Here is a 15,694-nt window from a genome sequence, read left to right as displayed (position 1 = left end):
TTTTTGACCCATGCATAGCCTAAGATTATCTCATTTTAAAAGTAGGAGGATACGAACTCCAGACTTTTCGGCACTGTATCTTTGATAAACCCTTCATCTGTGAAACGTATATGAACCGACGTGACGTATTGCGCTGTACACTCGGAATCGGCCTAAGCACAATCGTCGGCCCCGTCTTTTCTACCAGATCGACTCCGGCAACCTGGTTCAACATCGGTGCCTGCGACTGGTCGATCGGCCCGGCTGGCGACATCAACAGTTTTGCGGTGGCCCGGCAAATCGGACTGGATGGCGTCCAGCTTAGTTTGAATACGCGGGCTGATCACGAGCATCTGCGTCGTCCCGATGCTCAGCGGGCCTTCAAAGATGCGGCCAAACGGGCGGATGTGGCAATAGGTGGTTTAGCGATCGGTCTGTTAAATGAAATTCCGTACAAGTCTGACCCGCGTACCGAACAATGGGTGCAGGATAGCGTCGATGTTGCCAAGGCCCTGGGCGTGAAAAACGTACTGCTGGCCTTTTTCAGCAACAACGACCTACGTAACGATTCCAAAGGAACACAGGTGGTCATTGAACGGCTCAAAGCGGTTGCCCCGAAAGCCGAGCGAGCGGGCGTTGTGCTGGGCATTGAGTCCTGGTTATCGGCCCCCGAACATCTGGCCATCCTGGATGCCGTGGGTTCACCCGCCGTGCAGGTGTACTACGATGTGTGCAACTCGACCGTGATGGGCTACGATATTTTTAAGGAAATGCGTGCACTTGGCAAAGACCGGATCTGTGAAATTCACTTAAAAGAGAACGGCAGCCTGCTTGGCAAAGGTCAGGTTGATCTGAAAAAAGTTCGCCAGACAATCGATGCGATTGGGTACAGCGGCTGGCTTCAGATCGAAGGAGCCGTACCTAAGGGGCAGCCATTAGTGGACAGTTATAGAGTGAATAATGAGACGGTTCGTGCGCTGTTTACGTAACAATAACCCAATGCACGACGTAACGCAGCCGTGGATAGAAAAGAAAGTAGCATGAGAGCAATAGTATCCCTAAACGCATTACCGCTGGCCATTCCCACAATTGGGTTGTTATACCTGGCAAGTCAACTGATTCAGCCACAGTCCGCTGGTCTGCCTATATCCATGCCGGAGCCTATTCAGCAGCGGTTAATGATCGTCAGTGCTGATTCCGATAAGCTTTACCTCCCCGACGATCTGGAAGCCACGCTTTGGGCGGAAGCCCCAATGTTCCACAACCCCACGAATATGGACATCGATGCCAAAGGGCGGGTGTGGGTTACAGAAGCGGTGAATTACCGGAAGTTTAACAACAAGCCAGAAACCAGACTCGATCATCCGGAAGGCGAACGAATCATGATTCTGGAAGATACCGACGGCGATGGCAAGGCTGACAACAGCAAGGTATTCGTGACGGACCCGGAACTGGTATCGCCCCTGGGAATTGCGGTCATTGGCAATAAAGTGATCGTATCCTGTTCGCCAAATCTGGTTGTGTATACCGATGAGAACGGCGACGATAAACCCGACCGCAAAGAGGTGTTGCTGACGGGCTTCGGTGGACTCGATCACGACCACGCGCTTCACGCCGTTGTGGCCGGACCCGATGGTAAATATTACTTCAATACGGGCAATGCCGGCCCGCATATCGTTACCGACAAAGACGGCTGGACGTTACGTTCGGGGAGTCTATACACGGGCGGAACGCCGTACAACAAAATCAACCACGGCAATCAGATCAGCGACGATGGCCGGATTTGGGTCGGTGGGCTGGCGTTACGTATCAACGCCGATGGCTCCAACCTGAAAGTGATGGGCCACAACTTCCGGAATAACTACGAAACGGCGCTCGACTCGTACGGAAACATGTGGCAGAACGACAACGACGATCAGGTGGTTGCCTGCCGGACCACCTGGCTCATGGAAGGGGGCAATGCGGGGTATTTCAGCAGCGACGGTACGCGCTACTGGCAGGCTGACCAACGGCCCGGCCAAACCATACCCACTGCGCACTGGCATCAGGACGATCCGGGCGTGATGCCGGTTGGCGACATTACCGGTGCGGGTTCGCCCACGGGCATGGTCGTGTACGAGGGCGATGAGTTAGGACCGCAGTATCGGGGTATGGTGCTCAGCGCCGAAGCAGGACGTAACGTAATTTATAGTTACAGGCCCGAAGTGTGGGGCGCTGGCTACCGGCTGCCTCGTACGGACTTTATCAGTACGTTTCCCAAAGTAGAGGAAGATTATAAATGGAACAACGTTGACCAGGATACGCGCAAATGGTTTCGGCCCAGCGACGTAGCGGTTGGCACTGACGGAGCACTTTACATTGCCGACTGGTACGATCCGATCGTGGGTGGTCACCAGATGCAGGATCAAAAAGGATACGGCCGGATCTATCGGATCACTCCGAAAGGCCGCAAGCTGAAAACACCTAAGATAGATCTGCGTACCACCCAGGGGCAGATCGCGGCCTTGCTTAATCCAGCCGTAAACGTTCGTATGCTCGGCTTTGAAGCCTTGCAGGAGCAGGGTGATAAGGTCGTAGAGCCGGTCATGGCCCTGTTGTCGTCGTCGAATCCGTATCATCGCGCCAGGGCGATTTTTCTGCTGGCTCATCTGGGCGCTGAAGGTCAGTTTGAAGTCGAACGGCTGTTGAAAGCGGTTGACGCTCCGGTGCGGGTGGCGGCTATTCGGGCACTACGTAGCATCACACCGGAAAATACGAAATCGAATCCTGGCCTGACCGCTTCGCAAAAAGCATTACTGCCTCTGTTGGGTAATTTATCCAGCGACCCAAATCCGGCCGTTCGTCGGGAGGTAGCCGTGGCCCTGCGCGACATTCCTTATGTCGACTGCCGGTATATGCTGCTCAATCTGCTAAAAGGCTACGACGGGCAGGACCGTTTTTACTTACACGCGCTGGGTATTGCCGCCGACGGCAAAGAAGAAGCCGTGTTTGCAGACCTGCGCCCGAGTCTGCCGACCGATCCGCTGGAGTGGGATCAGCGAACAGCGAGCCTGATGTGGCAACTTCATCCCGCTTCGTCGGTGACGATGCTTAAGAAACGGGCCGAAGCCCAAACGCTTTCAGCCGAAGCCCGGAAACAGGCCGTTACGACGCTGGCCTTCATCAAAAGCGAAGCTGCGGCTAAGGCAATGGTTGATCTGGCGAAATCGCCGGACAAAGACGTGGCTGCTCAGACTACGTACTGGCTCGGCTTCCGGCGGGGGAATGATTGGGCGAAACTGCTGAACTGGGAAGAGATTATGCCAACACAGGTGTCGGCCGACGAGCAGAAGATGCTTGCCAAACGGCAGATACTGCTCGACGAGTACAAACCTAACGCCGAAAAACGGAGCGTGGCGCTCACCATGGCCCGCGACCCCGAGGGGGGCAAGGTGCTGGTGGGTCTGGCAGCCGACGGAAAGCTATCGGACGCGTTGATCAAAAGTGTCGGCCCGGCTATTCTGAGAAATCCGGATCAGACCGTTCGCACCATGGCGAAGGAATATTTTACCCCTAAAAAAGCGACACCCGCTCCGGAGCCGCCTGCTGTCGCCATCGCTGCCCCAACGACCCCGGAAAAGCCTTCGGTGACAACATCAGCTGAAGCGAATACGGCCGATCCGGCAATTGCCGAGATCGCCCTGCTGACCGGAAACGAAAACGCCGGGCTTAGCGTCTTCAAAACGAGTTGTGCTGGCTGTCATCGACACGGTAAACAAGGCAACGATGTTGGGCCGGAACTGACAAAAATTCATCAGAAATTCGATAAGAACGGTCTGCTGGATGCTATTCTTCGCCCGAGCGCGGGGATCGCGTTTGGCTACGAACCCTGGCTGATTACAACCAAAACGGGTCAGACGTATTACGGTTTTCTGGTAAGCGATGGTAGTCAGTCGATTGTGGTGAAGGGCGTAACGGGGCAAAAACATACCATCCCAACGGATAAGGTTTTCTCCCGACGGCAGTACAAAACAAGCCTTATGCCCGACCCAACGGCGATGGGCCTGAAACCGCAGCAGATAGCCGACTTAACCGCTTTTCTCCTGAAGCAATAAACCCAGGATACGAAACCCCGCAGCGTGCTGCGGGGTTTCGTACTTCTAAGCGGTTGTTCGTATCGAATGACGTATTGCGACTAATTCGCAGTATCGTGTGTGGAAAACTAAACCATCAGGCATCCAAAGGAATCAATGAACTGTTGACCGGATCACTTACCCGCCCCAACCATGAATCGTACACTCATCAGCTTGTTATTAACCTGCCTGGCCCTGGCCGCTTCCGCCCAGAACCGCCCCTTGCCCGATTACGTCCGTGATTGGCGCCGGGCCGATACGCTGGCGGCTAAAGGCTTACCCAAATCGGCGCTGGCCATCGCCAACCGCATTTACAACGAAGCCAAAGCGGCCCGGAACTATCCGCAACTGGCCAAAGCGGCCATGCACCGAATGATCTTCCGCAGCTACTCAGACGAGGATGCGTATGTCGAACTGGTGCGCTCGATGCAGGCCGACATTCGGGATACGCCCGAACCAGCGCGGTCAGTACTGCAATCGGCATTAGCCATGATTTACTGGCAGTATTTTCAGCAAAATCGGTATAAGTTTTACAACCGGGCGACGGTCGATAAGCCAGCCAACCAAAAAACACCCGCTGATTCGACTTCTGATTTTACCACCTGGGACGCCCATCAACTTGTATCCGCGACCACCCAGGCGTATCTGGCTTCGGTCCAGAATAAAGAACTGTTGCAGCGTATTCCTGTTTCGGATTATGAGGTACTGATCGATAAGGGCGACGCGGACACTCGGGTGCTGCGCCCTACGCTGTATGATTTGCTGGCTCACCGCGCCATTAGCTTCTTTCAGAATACCGAACCCGATTTGCTGAAGCCAGTTTTTCGTTTTGTCCTCGACAAACCGGATTACCTCTCCGGGCCTGATGGCTTTGCGCAGTTAACTATCGAAAGCCTGGATTCGCTGTCGGGCCGGTATCAGGCCCTGCGGTTGTATCAGCAATTGATCCAATTTCACCTGGCTGATAAAGATCCGTCTGCACTGGCCGATGCCGATGCCATGCGCTTATCATTTGTTCGGGGATATAGCACCGTGCCCAACAAAGACACACTCTATCGGCAAACGCTTACCCAGCAGATAAGCCGTTATAAAGGCCAGCTGGCCGAAGCCATTTATGCATTCGAGTTAGCCAGACTGCTGGCTGATGATAATGGCCCCCAGCCGTTACAGGATGATGATCAACTAGACACCGGTACGCCCGCGCCCGACCCGGCCAAATGGAACCGTAAGCAGGCTGCCGATATTTGTCGGGACCTGGAGAAACGGTATCCTAAAACCTATATCGCGCAGCAGGCAGCCCGTTTGCTGAGTCAACTGCTTAATCCAACGTTTTCGGCTCAGGTAGAACTGGTCAACAGTCCTGATCAGCCGTTTCGGGCACTCGTTACGTATCAGAACGTCTCCCGCCTGCAATACCGGATTATCCGGCTGAACGCTGCCGAACGGCAGGTCTACCGGAGTCTCTACAACACGCCGGAGCAGCGGCAACTGGTGGTCGATAACTGGCTCAGGCGGCCAATCGTGGCCGAGGGAGACGTCATGTTACCCGATGATGGAGACTTACGCGAGCATAGTACTGAAATCGCTCTGCGGGGGCTACCCCTTGGGTGTTACGCGCTGCTGGTGACATCCGATACGAAATTTCAGGCCAAAGGCGGAACTATAGATTGGGCTTCCTTCTGGGTTTCGTCGCTGAGCTACGTGCTTCAGACCGACTCGAAAAATAAGAACAACACCTTGTTTGTGACAAACCGGCAGTCTGGCGAGCCGCTGCCGAACGTGGTGGTTGCCGTGGTCGATCCGACAACCCGGCCCGTAGCCGGTGGTCAACGAAACAAAGCTACCAATGCCGAGGGGCGTGCGGTTTTCTCCGTTAGCGAGGTGCCTATGCAGACGGCCTTCTTTTACCAGATTACACTCGGCAAAGACACGCTGCTCTCCGATCAGCAGTACCGATATAACTATAACACGAACGAAAATGGGGAGCGAGTTACTACGTACACAAACCTGTTTACCGACCGGGCTATTTACCGCCCCGGCCAGCCGATTTACGTAAAGGGTTTGCTGTATGAAGGTCAAACGAACCAGTACAATGTAGTGGCTGGTCAGGATGTTGAGATTCGCTTTCTTGATCAAAACGGGGAAGAAATAGGGAAACAGACCGTTAAAACCAACGAATTTGGTACGTTCAGCACGTCGTTTACGGCACCTGTCGGGCGATTGACGGGAGTTATGTCTATCCAAACGGGCCGAGGTAGTACGGTTGTTCGGGTCGAAGAATACAAGCGCCCAACTTTTGAAGTGACAAGTAAACCCATTAAACAAACGTTCAAACTTGGTCAGACCATAACGTTATCTGCTCAGGCCAAAACGTTTGCGGGGGCGGTAGTCGATGGGGCTGAGGTGCGCTACCGGGTGGCTCGTACCCTCCGGCAGCGCTGGGATGGTTGGTACACGTCCTGGAAACGAATTCCTCAGCGGTCCGTAGAGGCCGAGATTGCCAACGGAACCGCAAAGACCGATGCGCAGGGAAACGTTACTGTTACGTTTGTTGCCCTGCCCGATCCCGAAAAGAAGCGGGAAACCAATCCCATCTTTGACTTTGAAATAACCGTCGACGTAACGGACCGGGCTGGCGAGACTCGCAGTACCAATCAGACGCTACGTATCGGCTACACCGCCTTGCAGGCAGAGCTACGTATTCCGGCTCGGATTGAAAAAAGCCAGACCACTTCACCGGCTCCCTTTGTTGTAAAAGCGACAAATCAGTCGGGCGAAAAAATCCGGGCCACCGGACAGCTTACGGTATATCGGCTACAGAGCCCCAATCGCCTGCTGCGTAAACGACTCTGGTCTCGCCCCGATCGCCAGTTGATGACCCGGGCCGAGTTCGAGCGCCTATTTCCGAACGATGTTTTTGATGCTGAAGACAATCCACGTTCGTGGCCCAGGCAAACTGTTGTTCAGCAGCAGCCAATCATAACCGCCGTTGATTCGCTGATCAAACCCGATCTGTCTCGTTATACACCGGGTGAATACGTAGCGGAATTGAACCTGACCGACTCAACGGGAGAAACCGTTCGCGAGCGAGCGTATTTTTCGGTGCTGGACGAGCAACAGCCCACAGCATCGGCCCTGGCGGATGTCTGGTTCCAGGTCCGTAAGGCAACTGCCGAACCGGGTGAAACGGCCGTATTCTGGGTGGGTAACGCGAAACCGGGCTGGGTGCTGATGCAAATCGAAGAGAAACGGCTCATTGTTCGGCAGGAATGGCTGAAAACCGATGGGCGGCCCCGGCGGGTGACGTTGCCCGTTTCGGAGAAGCAGCGCGGTGGATTCGCCGTCCATTTTACGATGGTGCAAAACGGGCGGTTGTATCAGGAGTCGCAGATCATTACCGTGCCGTTTACCAACAAGCAGCTACGTATTGAAACGCAAACGTTTCGCTCAAAACTTAAACCCGGTCAGGCCGAAGAGTGGACGCTGACCATTGCCGGACTGGAGAACAAACCGGCCGAACTGGTTGCTACGTTGTACGATGCTTCGCTGGATGCCTTTAGCCGGCTCGACTGGCCAACGACGTTTTATCGTCCTTACTTGTCGACTTTCTACCGGCCAGGGCACACGATGAGCTTCAATACTCAGCGTACCAACGTATTGCTGCATCCCTTCCGGCCTGAGCTTCCGGTTCCAAATCGAAAGTATGATGAGCTAGGGTGGTCGGGATATCGATTGACGTTTGCGGGCGGCAAACTATTCCGGCACAATCCGGTTGGTCCGTATGGCGTGTCCAATCAGGCTCTGCGTATTACCATCAACCGGTCGGGTAAGCGATTGTCGGGCACCGTGAAAAACCCAGACGGTACAGCCACGCCGGGGGTTTCCGTATTGATTAAGGGATCAACGACCGGTGCCGTAACAGACGCGAAAGGCACCTTTACCCTAACGGCTGATTCGGACAAAGAGCCCGTAACGCTGCTGTTTACCACTATCGGCTACGTAACATCCGAAGTCACGATCAAGCAAAAAACGGTTTCGCTACGTATACAGCCAGCCACTCAGGAATTGGATGAAGTTGTCGTAGTCGGTTACGGAACCCAACGCAGACAACGTGTAACGGGGGCGGTTGCTATGGCAAAGGTTGGGGGAGGAGCCGCCCCTGCACCCGCTATGGCGGCTGATGGCGCAGCTGAGGAATTAAACGAAGCGGTTGCCTCCGAACCAGATAAGCCGCGCCTAGATACGCCACCTGTTAATCTCAGACGTAATTTTAACGAAACGGCTTTTTTCGTTCCGCAACTCAAGACCGACGACAAAGGCCGGGTCGTGCTCAAATTCACCATGCCCGAAGCACTTACGCGCTGGCGGCTACTGGCGTTCGCGCACACGAAAGATTTGAAAACTGGTACGTTGGAGCGCGCGATTGTGACGCAGAAAGAGCTGATGATTACGGCCAATGCCCCTCGTTTCTTCCGCGAAGGCGATACCATCCGGTTTACGGCGCGGGTCAACAACCTGACCGATAAACCGCAAACGGGCGTGGCTAATCTGGAAGTACTCGATGCCCTAACGGGTGAGCCGATTCAGGCGAAGCTCAAACTGGCCAACGCGCAGCTGCCGATTTCTATCTTGGCCGGGCAAAGCCAATCCGTCGGATGGACGTTAGTGGTTCCGACGGGACTGGAAACGGTTACGTGTCGGCTGACGGCGCAGGCCGCTGGGTTCACCGATGGTGAAGAGTTCACGGTTCCTGTTCTACCCAACCGGATGCTGGTGACCGATACCAAACCGTTTTGGGTGAATGGGGCTGGTCCTCGTTCTACGCAGACAAAGGAGTTCAGGCTGACTGCGCTGACAAATCTTAATCCCGAACTGCCTGTGCAGCATGAACGGTTGACCGTTGAAGTAACGAGCAATCCGACGTGGTACGCGCTGCAATCGCTGCCTTATCTGATGGAGTATCGCTACGAATGTGCTGAGCAGTTATTTAGTCGGCTGTATGCCAATACCCTGGCGGCTCACATTGTTGGCAGCAAACCTGAGTTTGCGCAGGTGATTTCGCAGTGGCAGAAGAACCCGCCCCGTAGTCCGCTTGAGTCGAACGAAGAGCTAAAAGCCATTACGCTCGAAAACTCACCCTGGCTGGCCGATGCCCGCTCCGAGTCGGCTAGACAGGCGCGGTTAGGGCAACTGCTCGATCAGAACCGGATGCGTACCGAACAACGGACCGCCTTTGATAAGCTTCGACAGTTGCAAAGCTCAGGTGGCGGGTTCCGGTGGTTCGGCGGTATGGAGCCAAGTTTATCAATGACGCTGCACATTCTGAGTGGATTTGGCCATCTTCAGAAGCTTGGCGTTTCCTTTCCGGCCGATATGCAGGCGGAGCTGGCCGAAATGCAGGCCAACGCCATCCAGTACGTCGATGCCGAAATGAAAGACTGGATTGAGGAGCAAAAGAAGCGCAAAGCCGTTGACAGTTGGTCTTTTCTGGAAACGCAGTATCTCTATGCCCGTAGCTTCTATACCAGTAAGCCTGTGGTTAAAGATGTACTCACCTACGTGAAGCAGCGCGTTGCCGCAGGTTGGCTTAAACAAAGTTTGCAGGGACAGGCGCTTTCAGCACTGGCGCTGGCTCGCTTCGAGGATACGAAAACGGCTAACGGCATTCTGGCATCTTTGCTGGAACGATCCAGGACATCTGAAGAACTCGGTACGTATTGGCCCGATAACCAAAGTGGCTTGCACTGGTACCAGACTCCTATCGAAACCCAGGCGTATATCATCGAAGCATTCGAAGAGCTTAACCGCGACCGGGCTATGGTTGATGCGATGAAACGCTGGCTGATTCGTCAGAAACAAACCCAGGCATGGTCATCCACAAAAGCGACGACTGAGGCCATCTACGCCCTTCTGTTGCGCGGCAGCAATTGGCTCGATACAAAACCGAATACTACAGTAAGTCTGGGTGGCCAGCCAATCGACAGCCGCGTAACGAAAACGGAAGCAATCACGGGTTATCAGAAAGTAACCTATGCCGCTAGCGAAATCAAGCCAGAAATGGGCGTGATCCAGATTACCAAGAAAGGGGAGGGGCCTTCCTGGGGCGCTTTGTATTGGCAGCACTTTGAGCCACTCGACCGGGTGATGCCGGGCAGTACCGGTTTATCCGTTCAGAAGACGCTTTATGTACAGCGCGACTCACCCAGTGGCCCCATCATTTCACCGGTTTCATCGGCCACGCGTTTAAAACCCGGCGATCTGATCAAGGTCCGGCTCGTGTTAAAAACCGATCGGGAAATGGAGTATGTGCATGTGAAAGACAGCCGGGCGTCGGGCTTTGAGCCCGTTGCGGCTTTGTCGGGTTACAAATACCAGAATGGACTCGGCTATTACGAATCGCCCCGCGACGCGTCGACCGATTTCTTTATTAGTTACCTAACTGTAGGTACGCACGTATTCGAGTACGATTTGCGCGTTGCCCAAACCGGCGATTTCTCGGCCGGGGTTGCTACGGTTCAATGCTTCTATGCGCCAGAGTTTTCGGCTCATTCCGCCGGAGAGCGAGTACGGGTAAAGTAAAGTTCAGGAAATAACGGCTATGGCCTCCAGCTCGAGCTGGAGGCCATAATGCAACGGTAATACCGGCACTACCGAACGCGCAGGCTTATGGTCGCCGAAGAACTGCGCGTAAAGCTGGTTGACCGTACCCCAGGCGTTAATGTCTGAAACGAAAATGGTTACTTTAAGTACGTGTTCGCGTTGGCTGCCAGCAGCTTGCAATATAGCGTCGAGATTAGCCAGCACTTGCTCGGTCTGTTCAGCCAGAGTGGCGTTGGTAAGCTTTTCACCGGTCGGCTTTATCGGCAAAATTCCTGATAGGTAAGCAAGGTCATTGTGAACGACGGCTTGCGAATAATGTCCTCCGGGGGCCGGGGCATTCGGGGTATCGATGAGTGTCATGAAATGGATCAGTTTATTGCGAGGAAGCTTATTAGGCGCGTTAAACAGAGTCGCCCAACTGTTTCCGCACTTCAATAGCCACTCGTTCACCGGAGCGCACGGCACCGTCGATATAACCGTTCCAGATGTCGGAAGTTTCGGTTCCGGCCCAGTGGATCCGGCCGACGGGTTCTCGAAGTGCCTTGCCAAGGTTTGTCCATACGCCCGGTCCCATCAGACCCGCGTAGCATCCGCGTGACCATTCTTCATTGATGAACGAATGATCGAGGTAACGAACGGGTTTGAGCGCTCCGGCGCCAAAGAACGTAGCAAACGCGTGCAGCGCCGATAGTTTACGTCCTTCATCCGATAAGGCTGAAAACTCTTTGGCCTGATTGCCGAGCACAAACCCCATCAGCACGCCCTTACTGGCATCCTTTGGCGAGTTGTCAAACGTAACTGTTACGTGTCCATCGGGCGTAGCGGCCAATCCGTTCAGACCTTGTTTGCGCCAGAAGGGTTCGTCATAAACCGCGTAACATTTCCAGACCGAACCCATCGGTATGCGCTGAATTAACTGGGCGCGTTGAGCGGGAAGTAGCGGCTGAAAATCAATTTTGGCCGTAAGGGTAGGAGGGATGGCCACAACTACCCGCTGCGCCAAGAGGGTAGCCTGTGCTGTCACAACTCGCACCTGCTCGCTGTCCTGTAGAATAGCTTTTACGGGGCTGGTAAACCCAATACGGTCCTGGAACGTAGCGGCCATACGGTCGGCGATAGTTTGAGCACCGCCCACAAAACGCTCTTCCTGAGCCCCGTTTTTTACGTTCATCAGGGTATCCAGGTCCCGACCTGACTTGATGTAGAAAAGCGCATGAAGCAAGGAAATCTCCGCGGGATCAGCGGCCCAGATTGCTTCAGCGGCAATCCTGAAAAACTGCCGGGCTACGTCGAAACGCATTTGCTTATCCATCCAGGCCGCCAGCGTCATAGAATCAAGCTTCCGAGCATTGGGTGTTTCCCAGGGTGTTACAAGATTAACCGTCTTCGACAGCTTGTTCAATCTCTTAATCGCAGCATCCAGACTGAGTAGTGCCCCAACCGGCAGCGGAGGAATTAATCCTTTGTAGCGTTTAACCTGACCCCGAAAAAACTGAGTGCTTTTCCCTTCATCATACGTCTTGAACGTCTCGACGCCAAACTCCTTTGCCAGCGCATAAAGCCGATCCTGCGTTGGTCCAACCCAGGCTCCGCCCAAATCGACGTAGGAGCCATCGTCGAAACGTTGCGTCCAGACCCGACCGCCAACGCGGCCCTGAGCTTCCAGAAGCAGGACGTTTTTACCAGCGTTCAGTAAATCACGCGTAGCGGTCAGGCCTGCGTAGCCTGCACCGATTACTACAACGTCGTAGGAAGAAGATGGTTGACTCATTGATATGTAGGAATAGCTGTGGAAACCTACGTAAAATCCGGGAGCCCTAAAAACAATGAAGCCTGCCGACCGTAAATTGGTCGGCAGGCCTTTACGGTCTTGCTAAGCTCTAAACGATGGCGTCGATCAGCGCGGTTACTATAGATACGACAAAGCTGAAAAGTAAGGCAGCAATGAAGCCCGTAACGTGAAAGCCGCTGACCAGATAATCCGTCAAATAGACCATCAGTACGTTGATAACCAGTAAGAACAACCCGAGAGTCAAAATGGTAATGGGTATGGTCAGTATCGTTAAAATCGGTTTAATAAATGCGTTTAACAGACCAAGGACAATGGCTACAATCAGGTAGGTACCCGCTCCGCCGGTTACCGAAACGCCTGGAATGAATAAGCTGGCCACGTAAACGGCCACGGCACTAATTAGAATTCGAATGATGAGACCCATGAAAAGCTTGAGGTTTGGTGAGCAGCGCTACCCAGATACCTTCGTGATACCTGACAACACCGAACAAACCTCAAACCCGAAGCTATTGTTTATGATGACGGCTTTGCAACACCGCCAGAATATCGTCGAGATTGATATTCTTGTGCTCCAGCAGGACTAAAAAATGGTATAGCAGATCAGCCGCTTCGCCCTTAAACAGGTCATCGTTGCCATCTTTCGCTTCGATAACCAGTTCAACAGCCTCTTCGCCCACCTTCTGCGCAATCTTATTGACGCCCCGGCTAAACAGCTTCGCCGTGTAAGAACCCTCGGTCGGATTCACTTTGCGCTCGTGAATAATGCTTTGCAGGTAATTCAGAAATTGGCCCTGTCCCTGATTTCGTTCATTGAAGCACGTATCAGCGCCTGTGTGGCATACCGGACCGGCGGGACTAGCTTTGATTAACACTGTGTCGCCGTCGCAGTCAACCAGGACTTCGCTAACGTGCAGGAAGTTATTGGAGGTCTCACCTTTCGTCCAGAGCCGTTGTTTGCTTCGGCTGAAGAACGTAACAATATTTTCCGCGCTGGTCTTGTCGTAAGCCTCACGGTTCATATATCCCAACATCAGAACCTTACCGGTGTCTTTGTCCTGAATAACGGCGGGTACAAGCCCGTCGGGTGATTTATCGAAATTAATTTCGGAATTCATGCTGTAAAGGTAAGCCGCTACGCCCGAATCGTCTGCACAAAAGCCTGAATGCTCTCGGGCGAAGTGCCATACTGCTCCAGGTGGCGAATGAAGGCGCTACCGACAATGGCTCCGTGGGCGTATTGGCAGGCCGTATCAAACGTATCGTGATTGTTGATGCCAAAGCCAATCAGACGAGGGTTGCGCAGGTTCATGGCCTGAATACGCTCGAAATACGCCCGCATCGGCTCACTGATGCCTTTAACCGACCCCGTAATGCTCGCCGACGAAACCATGTAAATGAACCCGTCTGACTCCGCATCGATCATGCGAATACGTGCCTCCGATGTTTGGGGGGTAATCAGGTTAACGTTAACAAGGCCGTATTCCCGGAACGTCGACGCATAATCGGACAGATACAAGTCCAGCGGCAGGTCCGGCAGAATAACACCATCTACGCCTACTTCACGGCAGGCCCGACAAAAGTTTTCAATACCAAACTGCAACACCGGGTTTATGTACCCCATCAGTAATATAGGTACCGTGATTGGATCGCCAGAGCCGCTTTGCCGACAGTTAGCTAACTGAGCAAACAGCGTCTTCAACGACATGCCGTTGTCTAGGGCGCGGCCGTTGCTCTGCTGGATGGTTTCGCCATCAGCAACCGGGTCGGAATAAGGCATCCCGATTTCGACCAGATCAACGCCAGCGGCCTGGAGACCACGTAACACGGTCATGGTATCGTCGAGGTTCGGAAATCCGGCAGTAAAATATACATTCAGAATTCGCTCGCTTTTCTGAGCGAACAGATCCGTAATACGGTTTTGGGTTAGTTCCTGTGTCATAAGTAACGCGGCCCGTGTCATTTACAAATACTTTGAATACGTGCTTAGATCTTTATCTCCCCGGCCAGATAAACAGACTACGACCACATCGGTAGTGCGGAGGTTCATCTTGGAAAGAGCGGCCAGGGCGTGGGCCGACTCGAGGGCGGGAATAATGCCCTCAAGCTTGCTAAGCTGGAAACCGGCCTGCAACGCTTCTTCGTCGGTAATGGCGTAAAAATCACCCCGACCCGAATCGAACAGATGCGCATGAAGCGGACCAATTCCCGGATAATCCAACCCTGCCGAAATCGAATATGGTTCTGTAACCTGTCCATCTTCAGTTTGCATCAGAATGGTTCGGCTACCGTGCAGAACGCCCGGCTTACCCAACGCAGTCGTTGCTGCCGAATGACCAGACGTAACGCCTTGTCCGGCAGCTTCTGCTGCGACCAAACGTACTGAGGGTTCATTCAGGTAATGGAAAAATGCACCCGCTGCATTGCTGCCGCCACCAACGCAGGCTACGACGTAATCTGGGTTTTCCCGACCCGCCTTGACCAGAAGCTGCTTCCGAACTTCCTCCGAGATGACAGACTGGAAACGTGCCACCATATCGGGGTAAGGGTGGGGACCAACGACCGAGCCAATGATGTAGTGCGTATCAACCGGGTTGTTGATCCAGTGACGCATGGCTTCGTTGGTAGCATCTTTAAGCGTCTGACTGCCCGACGTAGCGGGCACTACCGTTGCACCGAGCATCCGCATCCGGTCGACATTCGGCTTCTGGCGCTCCATGTCGATGCTGCCCATGTACACAATACACTCTAAACCCATCAGGGCGCAAACGGTGGCTGTGGCTACACCATGCTGTCCGGCTCCGGTTTCGGCCACAATGCGCTTTTTTCCCAGACGCTGTGCCACCAGAATCTGACCAATGGTGTTATTCACCTTATGAGCACCCGTGTGGCACAGGTCTTCGCGCTTCAGGTAGATTGTTGCGCCAATGTGATCAGACAGGCGCTTCGCCAGAAACAGGGGTGTTGGTCGACCCACATAATCTTCAAGAAGCTGCCAGAACTCCGCCTGAAACGACGGATCGGCGATGATTTGAAGATAGTTCTGACGCAGTTCTTCAACATTTGGGTAAAGCATTTCAGGAATGAACGCTCCACCAAAGTGGCCATAAAAGCCTTTATCTGATACCCCGAAGGAGGCAGTTGATTCAACTGTGGTTTGCATTATAATCAGTGCTTTATTAATCGTAATCCTAACGCCGATAGGTGATTGAAA

General features: G+C 53.7%; 9 protein-coding genes. 3 read left to right on the top strand and 6 right to left on the bottom strand.

The genetic code is table 11. The features are described 5' to 3' along the window. The first annotated feature begins 110 nt into the window (after positions 1-110). The 3 genes from ACYVBJ_RS10395 (at position 111) to ACYVBJ_RS10385 (ending at position 10,670) form a co-directional block, all read left to right on the top strand. On the top strand, positions 111-968 hold the full coding sequence (locus ACYVBJ_RS10395; protein WP_460982232.1) for a sugar phosphate isomerase/epimerase family protein: 858 nt from the start codon (positions 111-113) through the stop codon (positions 966-968). Positions 969-1,019: 51 nt separating this feature from the next. Further along, complete coding sequence (locus tag ACYVBJ_RS10390; protein WP_460982231.1) at positions 1,020-4,073, top strand: PVC-type heme-binding CxxCH protein; 3,054 nt, start codon at positions 1,020-1,022, stop codon at positions 4,071-4,073. Positions 4,074-4,244: 171 nt separating this feature from the next. Then, positions 4,245-10,670 (top strand): alpha-2-macroglobulin family protein, encoded by a 6,426-nt coding sequence (locus tag ACYVBJ_RS10385; RefSeq protein WP_460982230.1) that lies wholly within the window; start codon positions 4,245-4,247, stop codon positions 10,668-10,670. A gap of 3 nt (positions 10,671-10,673) precedes the next feature. Here ACYVBJ_RS10385 and ACYVBJ_RS10380 read toward each other — a convergent pair whose 3' ends face one another. The 6 genes from ACYVBJ_RS10380 to trpB form a co-directional block, all read right to left on the bottom strand. After that, positions 10,674-11,051, bottom strand: a complete 378-nt coding sequence (locus ACYVBJ_RS10380; protein ID WP_460982229.1) for a RidA family protein — start codon at positions 11,049-11,051, stop codon at positions 10,674-10,676. 40 nt (positions 11,052-11,091) lie between these two features. Further along, entirely contained in the window at positions 11,092-12,462 is a 1,371-nt protein-coding gene (locus ACYVBJ_RS10375) for a flavin monoamine oxidase family protein (protein WP_460982228.1), read from the bottom strand. Positions 12,463-12,571: 109 nt separating this feature from the next. Beyond that, positions 12,572-12,907, bottom strand: coding sequence for a phage holin family protein (locus ACYVBJ_RS10370; protein ID WP_460977043.1), 336 nt, complete (start codon positions 12,905-12,907; stop codon positions 12,572-12,574). 82 nt (positions 12,908-12,989) lie between these two features. Next, positions 12,990-13,598 (bottom strand): bifunctional phosphoribosyl-AMP cyclohydrolase/phosphoribosyl-ATP diphosphatase HisIE, encoded by a 609-nt coding sequence (hisIE, locus tag ACYVBJ_RS10365; RefSeq protein WP_460982227.1) that lies wholly within the window; start codon positions 13,596-13,598, stop codon positions 12,990-12,992. Between the two features lie 17 nt (positions 13,599-13,615). Next, a complete protein-coding gene (gene trpA, locus ACYVBJ_RS10360; protein ID WP_460982226.1) occupies positions 13,616-14,422 on the bottom strand; it encodes a tryptophan synthase subunit alpha in 807 nt (268 codons plus the stop codon). Between the two features lie 21 nt (positions 14,423-14,443). Further along, the gene (gene trpB / locus ACYVBJ_RS10355; protein ID WP_460982225.1) at positions 14,444-15,643 is read right to left on the bottom strand and encodes a tryptophan synthase subunit beta; all 1,200 of its coding nucleotides are present in this window, start codon (positions 15,641-15,643) and stop codon (positions 14,444-14,446) included. Positions 15,644-15,694: the final 51 nt, after the last annotated feature.

The sequence above is a fragment of the Spirosoma fluminis genome, from assembly GCF_054778895.1.
This window is presented reverse-complemented; position numbering and strand designations above follow the sequence as displayed.

What these genes read in the sequence shown, in the direction of transcription:
- trpA (WP_460982226.1), bottom strand. Translation starts at nt 14,422, where the DNA reads ATGACACAGGAACTAACCCAAAACCGTATTACGGATCTGTTCGCTCAG.
- trpB (WP_460982225.1), bottom strand. Translation starts at nt 15,643, where the DNA reads ATGCAAACCACAGTTGAATCAACTGCCTCCTTCGGGGTATCAGATAAA.
- ACYVBJ_RS10385 (WP_460982230.1), top strand. Translation starts at nt 4,245, where the DNA reads ATGAATCGTACACTCATCAGCTTGTTATTAACCTGCCTGGCCCTGGCC.
- ACYVBJ_RS10390 (WP_460982231.1), top strand. Translation starts at nt 1,020, where the DNA reads ATGAGAGCAATAGTATCCCTAAACGCATTACCGCTGGCCATTCCCACA.
- ACYVBJ_RS10375 (WP_460982228.1), bottom strand. Translation starts at nt 12,462, where the DNA reads ATGAGTCAACCATCTTCTTCCTACGACGTTGTAGTAATCGGTGCAGGC.
- ACYVBJ_RS10395 (WP_460982232.1), top strand. Translation starts at nt 111, where the DNA reads ATGAACCGACGTGACGTATTGCGCTGTACACTCGGAATCGGCCTAAGC.
- ACYVBJ_RS10380 (WP_460982229.1), bottom strand. Translation starts at nt 11,051, where the DNA reads ATGACACTCATCGATACCCCGAATGCCCCGGCCCCCGGAGGACATTAT.
- hisIE (WP_460982227.1), bottom strand. Translation starts at nt 13,598, where the DNA reads ATGAATTCCGAAATTAATTTCGATAAATCACCCGACGGGCTTGTACCC.
- ACYVBJ_RS10370 (WP_460977043.1), bottom strand. Translation starts at nt 12,907, where the DNA reads ATGGGTCTCATCATTCGAATTCTAATTAGTGCCGTGGCCGTTTACGTG.